The following is a 6,058-nucleotide window of genomic DNA, read 5'->3' on the forward strand; positions in this document are numbered from 1 at the left end:
GTAGAGCTGGTCATAGGGGACCTGGGCGTCGGCAAGCAGCACGTTCATGTGCCCGGGCATGCGGCCGGCGACAGGGTGGATCGCGTACTTGACGTCGATGCCGCGCTTCATCAGCCGCTTTCCCAGCTCGGCGACGCCGTGTTGGGCCTGGGCCACGGCCATCCCGTACCCCGGGACGATGATGACGGACTGGGCGCCGTCGAACAGGGTCGCCACCTCGTCGGGGGCGATGCTGCGCACACTCCCTTTCGCCTCCGCCGCCGGACCGACGGCTTCCGCCTCGACCTTCCCGAAGGCGCCGAAGAGCACGTTGATGGCCGAGCGGTTCATTGCCCTGCACATCAGCAGCGAGAGGAGGAAGCCCGAGGTCCCGTCGAGGGAGCCGGTGATGATCTGGATCTTGTTCATCAGGACGAAGCCCATGGCCGCGTCGGCGAGCCCGGCGTAGGAGTTCAGCAGGGAGATCACGACCGGCATGTCCGCGGCCCCGATGGGGATGACGAGCAGGAAGCCGAACAGCAGGGCGAGGGCGACCATGACGAAGAAGAGCCAGGTGGCCGAGGGCGCGAGGATCAGGTACACGAGGCTGCCGAGCATGACCGCCAGCAACGCGATGTTGGATGCGTTCTGCGCCCTGTACGTGATGGGCGCTCCGGGGAGAAGCCCCTGGAGCTTGCCCGCCGCCATCAGGCTGCCCGTGAAGGTGAGGCCGCCGATGACCACCTCCGCCCCGATCGCCGTCATGAGCACCGTCGCGAGCGCCCCCCCGTGCCGGATGTACTCGGAGACGCCGATCAGGGTCGCGGCCAGGGCCCCCAGCGAATGGGAAAGGGCCGTCCGCTGCGGGACGGCCGTCATCGGTATCCACATCCCCATGCTCCCGCCGATGAGGGAACCGAGGATGAGCCCGACGACGATCCACCGGTAGGTGACGATCTCGGGAAGCAGGAGTGTGCCCACGACGGCCATGACCATGCCGAACTCGGCCAGGAACATCCCCTTCCGGGCGTAGCGGGGAGAGCTGAGGCCCTTCAGCCCCATGATGAAGAGGGCGGCCGAGAGGATGTAGCAGAACTTCAGGGCCTGGGTCAGATCGCGACCGGCGAAGTGGGACCTGAGGTCAGGGAAGGAGAGGATCACGCCCACCAGCACGGCCAGGACGGTGAGCAGGGCCAGGGCAACCGTCCGCCCCCGGCCCTTTCGGGCCACGCGGTCCTGCTCCCTCTTGAACATCCGCAGCATGCGATCGGTGATCAGGAAGCCGCCCACCACGTTGGTGCTCGAACACGTCACGGCAATGAAGCCGAAGGCCGTGCTCAGGGGATCGTGGCCCGCGCCGGCGACGATCAGCGAGCCCACCAGCGAGATCCCCGACATCGCGTTGGTGGCGGACATCAGCGGCGTGTGGAGCAGCGGCGGCACCCCCGAGATCAGGTGGTACCCGAGGAAGCCGGCGAGCATGAAGATGTAGAGCCCGATCTCCAGCTCGGTCGTCATCTGTCTGGCGTCCTCGCTCCGGCCTTGGCGTCATCGAGCAGCTTGGCCCGGACCGCTTCATGGACGACCTCTCCCTGGTACGTCACGAGGGGACCGCGTGTCAGCTCGTCCTCCAGGTCCAGGTGCAGCCTTCCATCCTCGAGAAGGTGAGAGAGGAAGCTCGTGACCGTCCTCGCGTACATCTCGCTGGCGTGCACCGGCATGGTGCTGGGAAGGTTCGTGGGGCCGATGATCAGGACGCCGTGCTTCACGACCTCCCGGCCCGGCTCGGTGAGCGCGCAGTTGCCGCCCTGCTCCGCCGCCAGGTCGACGATCACCGACCCCGGCCGCATGGCCCGTACCATGTCCTCGGTGACGAGCACGGGGGCGCGCTGGCCGGGGACGAGCGCCGTGGGGATCACCACGTCCGCGGCCGTCACGTACTTGGACATCAGCTCCTGCTGCCGGCGGTAGAACTCCTCCGACTGGGCCTTGGCGTACCCTCCCTTGTCCTGGGCGTCCTTCGCCTCGACCCCCAGCTCCGCGAAACGGGCCCCCAGGCTCTCCACCTGCTCCTTCACCACCGGGCGCGTGTCGTAGGCCTCCACGATGGCCCCGAGCCGCTTCGCCGTCCCGATGGCCTGCAGCCCCGCCACGCCCGCCCCGATGATGAAGACGCGGGCGGGGGCCACGTTGCCGGCCGCGGTCATGAGCAGGGGGAAGAACTTCGGCAGCCGGCTGGCCGCGATCAGGACGGCCTTGTACCCGGCGACCGTGCTCATGGCGCTCAGGGCATCCATGGACTGGGCGCGCGTGATGCGCGGCATGAGCTCCATCGAGAAGGCGGTCACCCTGCGTGCGGCCAGGGCCTTGATGGTAACGGTGCTGTCGTACGGCCGGAGGAGGCCGACGAGGGTCGTCCCTTCCTTCAGCCGTTCCACCTCGTCGGCCGACGGTGGCTGCACCTTCAAGACGACGTCCGCCGCCTCGAGCACGGCGGACCCGAGCCGCGCGCCCTTGTCCACGTAGGACGAGTCCGGGAAGCCGGCCGCGGCGCCCGCGCCGGCCTCCACGAGGACCTCCAGCCCCTGCTTCGTGAGCCTCGGCACGAGCTCAGGGACGAGCGCCACGCGCTGTTCGCCGGGCGCCGTTTCTGTCGGAACGCCGATGACCACGAGAGCCTCCATTCGCGAGAGGCCAACGGCGGGACGGCACTTCGAGCCGCAGGCGTTCCCGGGCGCTTCCGACGAGTGGACGCCATCAGAACGACCCGCAGAAATGATCGCAGGCTACGCCGCCCCGACCGACGCGGTCAAGTCAGGGGCGTGTCCTCGTCAACGTCGAAGACATGCTCCCAGGCACGCGTGCGCTACACTTCCCTGCACCAGAGCTCGTACATGACCGGGACGGACTCCTAGGCCCCCAGGACGAGTGCGGCGCTTCGGAACTGGTCGGCCTTGACGTAGAGGATGTAGCCGTAGCCGCCTCTTCCGTCCGTGACTCCACTGGAGGCGTATACGTTGATCTGGGCGTCGAGGAGCCTTCTATGTATCTCGGCGATGGCGCCGAGCCGATCGTCCCCTTGGATGAGGAAGGCCCGCTCGGGCCCCATCAGCCTGAGACCTGCCTTCTCCGCGGCCTTGATCAGCAGCTCGACTTTCTCGGGGAAGAGGACCAGTTGCGTGTGCTCGGGGCCGGTGGGGATGGCGTTGAAAGCGAGGAGATTCACTTCGGCGGCGGCGAGATGTGACAGGAGCTCGTACGCTGCGCCGGGGCGGTCCTTGACCATGACGTAGAAGTACTCGACAGCGCGAATGGTGGCCGTCATGGCGTCCCTCCCCAGAGCTGCGGAAGCGGCGAAAGGTGACCTGATGCGTCGCGCGGTACGACACCTCTGGTCACGATCCAGGGGATGATACGCCACCAGGAACGCCTTGAAGAAGGCGGGAACCGGCCAGGGGGAGTGAGTGGCGGATTTCAGGGTGGGAAGCGTGGTCGCCTGGCATGAGCTCTCGCCCGTGCTGGGGACATTCCGCCTCCGCCCGGAGGACGGGGATCGGTTCCCGGATTACAAGCCCGGCCAGTACATGGCCCTTCGCCGCGACAACTGCTGGCTCACGAGACGTGTGGTGGCTCCGGACGGCGGCGTGGACTACGTTCTCGATCTCGACGAGTCCGGCGGTCCGAGGCTGGGCGCGGTGACGCACTCCTACTCGATCGCCTCCGCACCCTTCGAGACCGCGGAGAACGGCCATCTCGAGTTCTACGTCGTCCTCGAGAAGAACCCGCACGGCGTCCCCGGCCGTCTGAGCGGGTCGCTCTTCAAGCTGAACCCGCCCCTGGACGACCAGGTGCGCTATTTCAGTCGCATCACCGGGAACTTCACGCTCGAGAGCAGGGCGAAGGGGTTTCAGAGTGTGTTGCTCGTGGGAAGCGGTACCGGCCTGGCCCCGTTCGTATCGATGCTCAAGCAGATCCATTCCGAGGCCGGCCAGGGCCGGACAGACGGCGTCCAGTACACGCTGCTCCACGCCAACCGGACGTACGATGAACTGGGCTATCACCAGGAACTCGCCACCATCGCGGCCTCCCGCCGCTTCGATTTCCTGTACATCGCATCGGTGAGTCGCCCCACGGCCAGGGATGCGCTGGACCCGTACCTCGCTCGAGGGCGGGCAAACAACGTGCTCCGTCACATCCTCGGCCTGCCGATGAAGGAGGAGCAGGACCTGCAGGAAACCCTCGCGCGAGGAGGGGAGATCCTGCCCGCCCGGGCGGCACGGGAGAGCGCCGTGGCACCGGCTCTCCCGCGGCACGTCTCCCGGGAGGAGCTGAGGATCAGGCTCGATCCGGCGCGGACCGTCATCCTGACCTGCGGCAATCCGTCCCTCATGGCGGACATCAAGCACATCGCCGACACCTGCGGCATCCATTTCGAGAAGGAGGATTGGTGAGATGCGTCCGCCGCGGGAACTGGGGAAGACCGGTCATTCCCGCCCAAGGCACTGAGCCCCGAGCGGTGTATCATGTGCATTCGCTCAGACAGTAGCCGGACATGCGGATCGACGCCTACGAGTTCGGGCGGATCATGATCGACGGCACGGCCTATGATCACGACGTGGTGGTCGAGGCCGGGCGGATCCGCAAGCGCAAGAAGGGACCCTCCAAGCCCCGGCGGGCCGAGTTCGGCCACACACCGCTCACCGCGGCCGAGGAGATCCCCTGGGCCGGCCGGCGGCTGTGGGTCGGTACCGGCGCCCATGGGCGGCTGCCGGTCGCCGAGGACGTCCGCGAGGAGGCACGCCGGCGCGGCCTCGAGCTGCTGACGAAGCCGACCCCCGAGCTGGTGAGGCTGGTCAACGAGGCGTTGCCCGCCGACACGAACCTGATCCTGCACATCACCTGCTGAGCGACACTGCGGCGGCCCAGCGCCCGCGAGCGGAGCTGGACCTCGGCCGCCTGGCGGCCCGGATGGACGCAGGAGAGGGCGATCGCTTGCGCGCTCAACGCGACCATCTCGCGCGCAGGAGAACGGCGCGCTCGAACTCACTGCGTCCGGGCGCCGCGTTGAATTCGGGATGGCTGCGGTCGAAGAGGTTCTGTCCCTTGAGTGAGAGCTCCAGGTCGGGGCGCAGCCGCCATGCATAGCGCAGGTCCACCGCGGTATAGGCCGGTACGCTCGGATTCGAAAGCGCGGCCACGTGGCGCACCGTGGCGTCCAGGTCGTGCCTGGTCCAGACGCTGAGGGACGACCGCAGCATCCATTGGTGTCCCGGGTCGCTGGCGAACTGCGGGTTCCTCGCTCCCTGCGGATCCGTGCTCCCGGGCTCGAGGCGCAGGCGCTTGCGGAGTTCGGTGAAGCCTCCACTGAGGCGCCAGGGGCCCAGGACCTGCCACGACGCCCATGCTTCCACGCCGTACACGGGTCCCTCGATCCTGTTCTCGAATATCACGGGCGCCGCCGTGGCACTGCGCAACTTGTCCCATTGGTGGAGGAATGCCGTGACCGACCCGGTGACGACGCTGATCGGCCGCGCCCGATACCCGAGCTGGAACACGTCGGCGACCTCGGCCACGAAATTCGGGCCACCGAACACGCCGCCCAGCGGGCGGATGACGTCCCGGTCGAACCGCGCCGGGGCGCGCACGGCCCGTGAGACGGCGGCCCAGAGGAGGTGGTCGCCGGAGGGCTTCCAGGCCAGCCGGACGTGTGGGCAGATACTCCCATCCCGTGTAGCCGTTCCGCTCCAGCTTGATGCCGGCCGTGAGATGGAGCTTCTCGCCGAGACGGACGTCGTCCTCGACGTAGAGGTTGATCCAGCTCAGATCGCGGCGTGTGGGCCGGAACCCGACCAGGAACCCGTCCTCCACGTCGTCGCGTCCGTACCGATACCCCGCTCCCCAGACGAGCTGATGGGCCCCATCGACGAGAATGGATCCGAGCGGCGGAGGAACAGGTGATGCGCGCATGGCTGATGGACTCGTTCGACGGAGTCGGCACGCTTCGGTTGGGCGAGGTGGCGGATCCTCACCCCGGCCCGGGAGAGGCGCTGGTGCGGGTCAGGTTCGCGGCGTTGAATCC

General features: G+C 67.9%; 7 protein-coding genes. 3 read left to right on the plus strand and 4 right to left on the minus strand.

Translation table 11 applies throughout. The annotated features are described in order from the left end of the window. The 3 genes from VGV60_16680 to VGV60_16690 form a co-directional block, all read right to left on the minus strand. The coding region (locus VGV60_16680; protein HEV8702908.1) for an NAD(P)(+) transhydrogenase (Re/Si-specific) subunit beta at positions 1-1,497 on the minus strand (1,497 nt) is incomplete at its 3' end. Then, positions 1,494-2,651, minus strand: a complete 1,158-nt coding sequence (locus VGV60_16685; GenBank protein ID HEV8702909.1) for a Re/Si-specific NAD(P)(+) transhydrogenase subunit alpha — start codon at positions 2,649-2,651, stop codon at positions 1,494-1,496. The genes VGV60_16685 and VGV60_16680, both read right to left, overlap by 4 nt. Before the next feature lie 239 nt (positions 2,652-2,890). Further along, a complete protein-coding gene (locus tag VGV60_16690; protein HEV8702910.1) occupies positions 2,891-3,304 on the minus strand; it encodes a hypothetical protein in 414 nt (137 codons plus the stop codon). Between the two features lie 139 nt (positions 3,305-3,443). On the opposite strand from VGV60_16690, the gene VGV60_16695 reads away from it, so the two are divergent. Both VGV60_16695 and VGV60_16700 read left to right on the plus strand, forming a co-directional pair. Continuing rightward, positions 3,444-4,430 (plus strand): hypothetical protein, encoded by a 987-nt coding sequence (locus tag VGV60_16695; protein ID HEV8702911.1) that lies wholly within the window; start codon positions 3,444-3,446, stop codon positions 4,428-4,430. A gap of 101 nt (positions 4,431-4,531) precedes the next feature. Then, entirely contained in the window at positions 4,532-4,885 is a 354-nt protein-coding gene (locus tag VGV60_16700; GenBank protein ID HEV8702912.1) for a hypothetical protein, read from the plus strand. A 94-nt stretch (positions 4,886-4,979) separates the two neighbouring features. On the opposite strand, the gene VGV60_16705 is transcribed toward VGV60_16700, so the two are convergent. Next, positions 4,980-5,747, minus strand: coding sequence for a TonB-dependent receptor (locus VGV60_16705; GenBank protein HEV8702913.1), 768 nt, complete (start codon positions 5,745-5,747; stop codon positions 4,980-4,982). On the opposite strand from VGV60_16705, the gene VGV60_16710 reads away from it, so the two are divergent. Continuing rightward, entirely contained in the window at positions 5,746-5,937 is a 192-nt protein-coding gene (locus VGV60_16710) for a hypothetical protein (protein HEV8702914.1), read from the plus strand. The two genes, VGV60_16705 and VGV60_16710, sit on opposite strands and share 2 nt — an antisense overlap. Positions 5,938-6,058 lie beyond the last annotated feature (121 nt).

Source organism: Candidatus Polarisedimenticolia bacterium (genome assembly GCA_036001465.1).
Classification (GTDB): domain Bacteria; phylum Acidobacteriota; class Polarisedimenticolia; order Gp22-AA2; family Gp22-AA2; genus Gp22-AA3.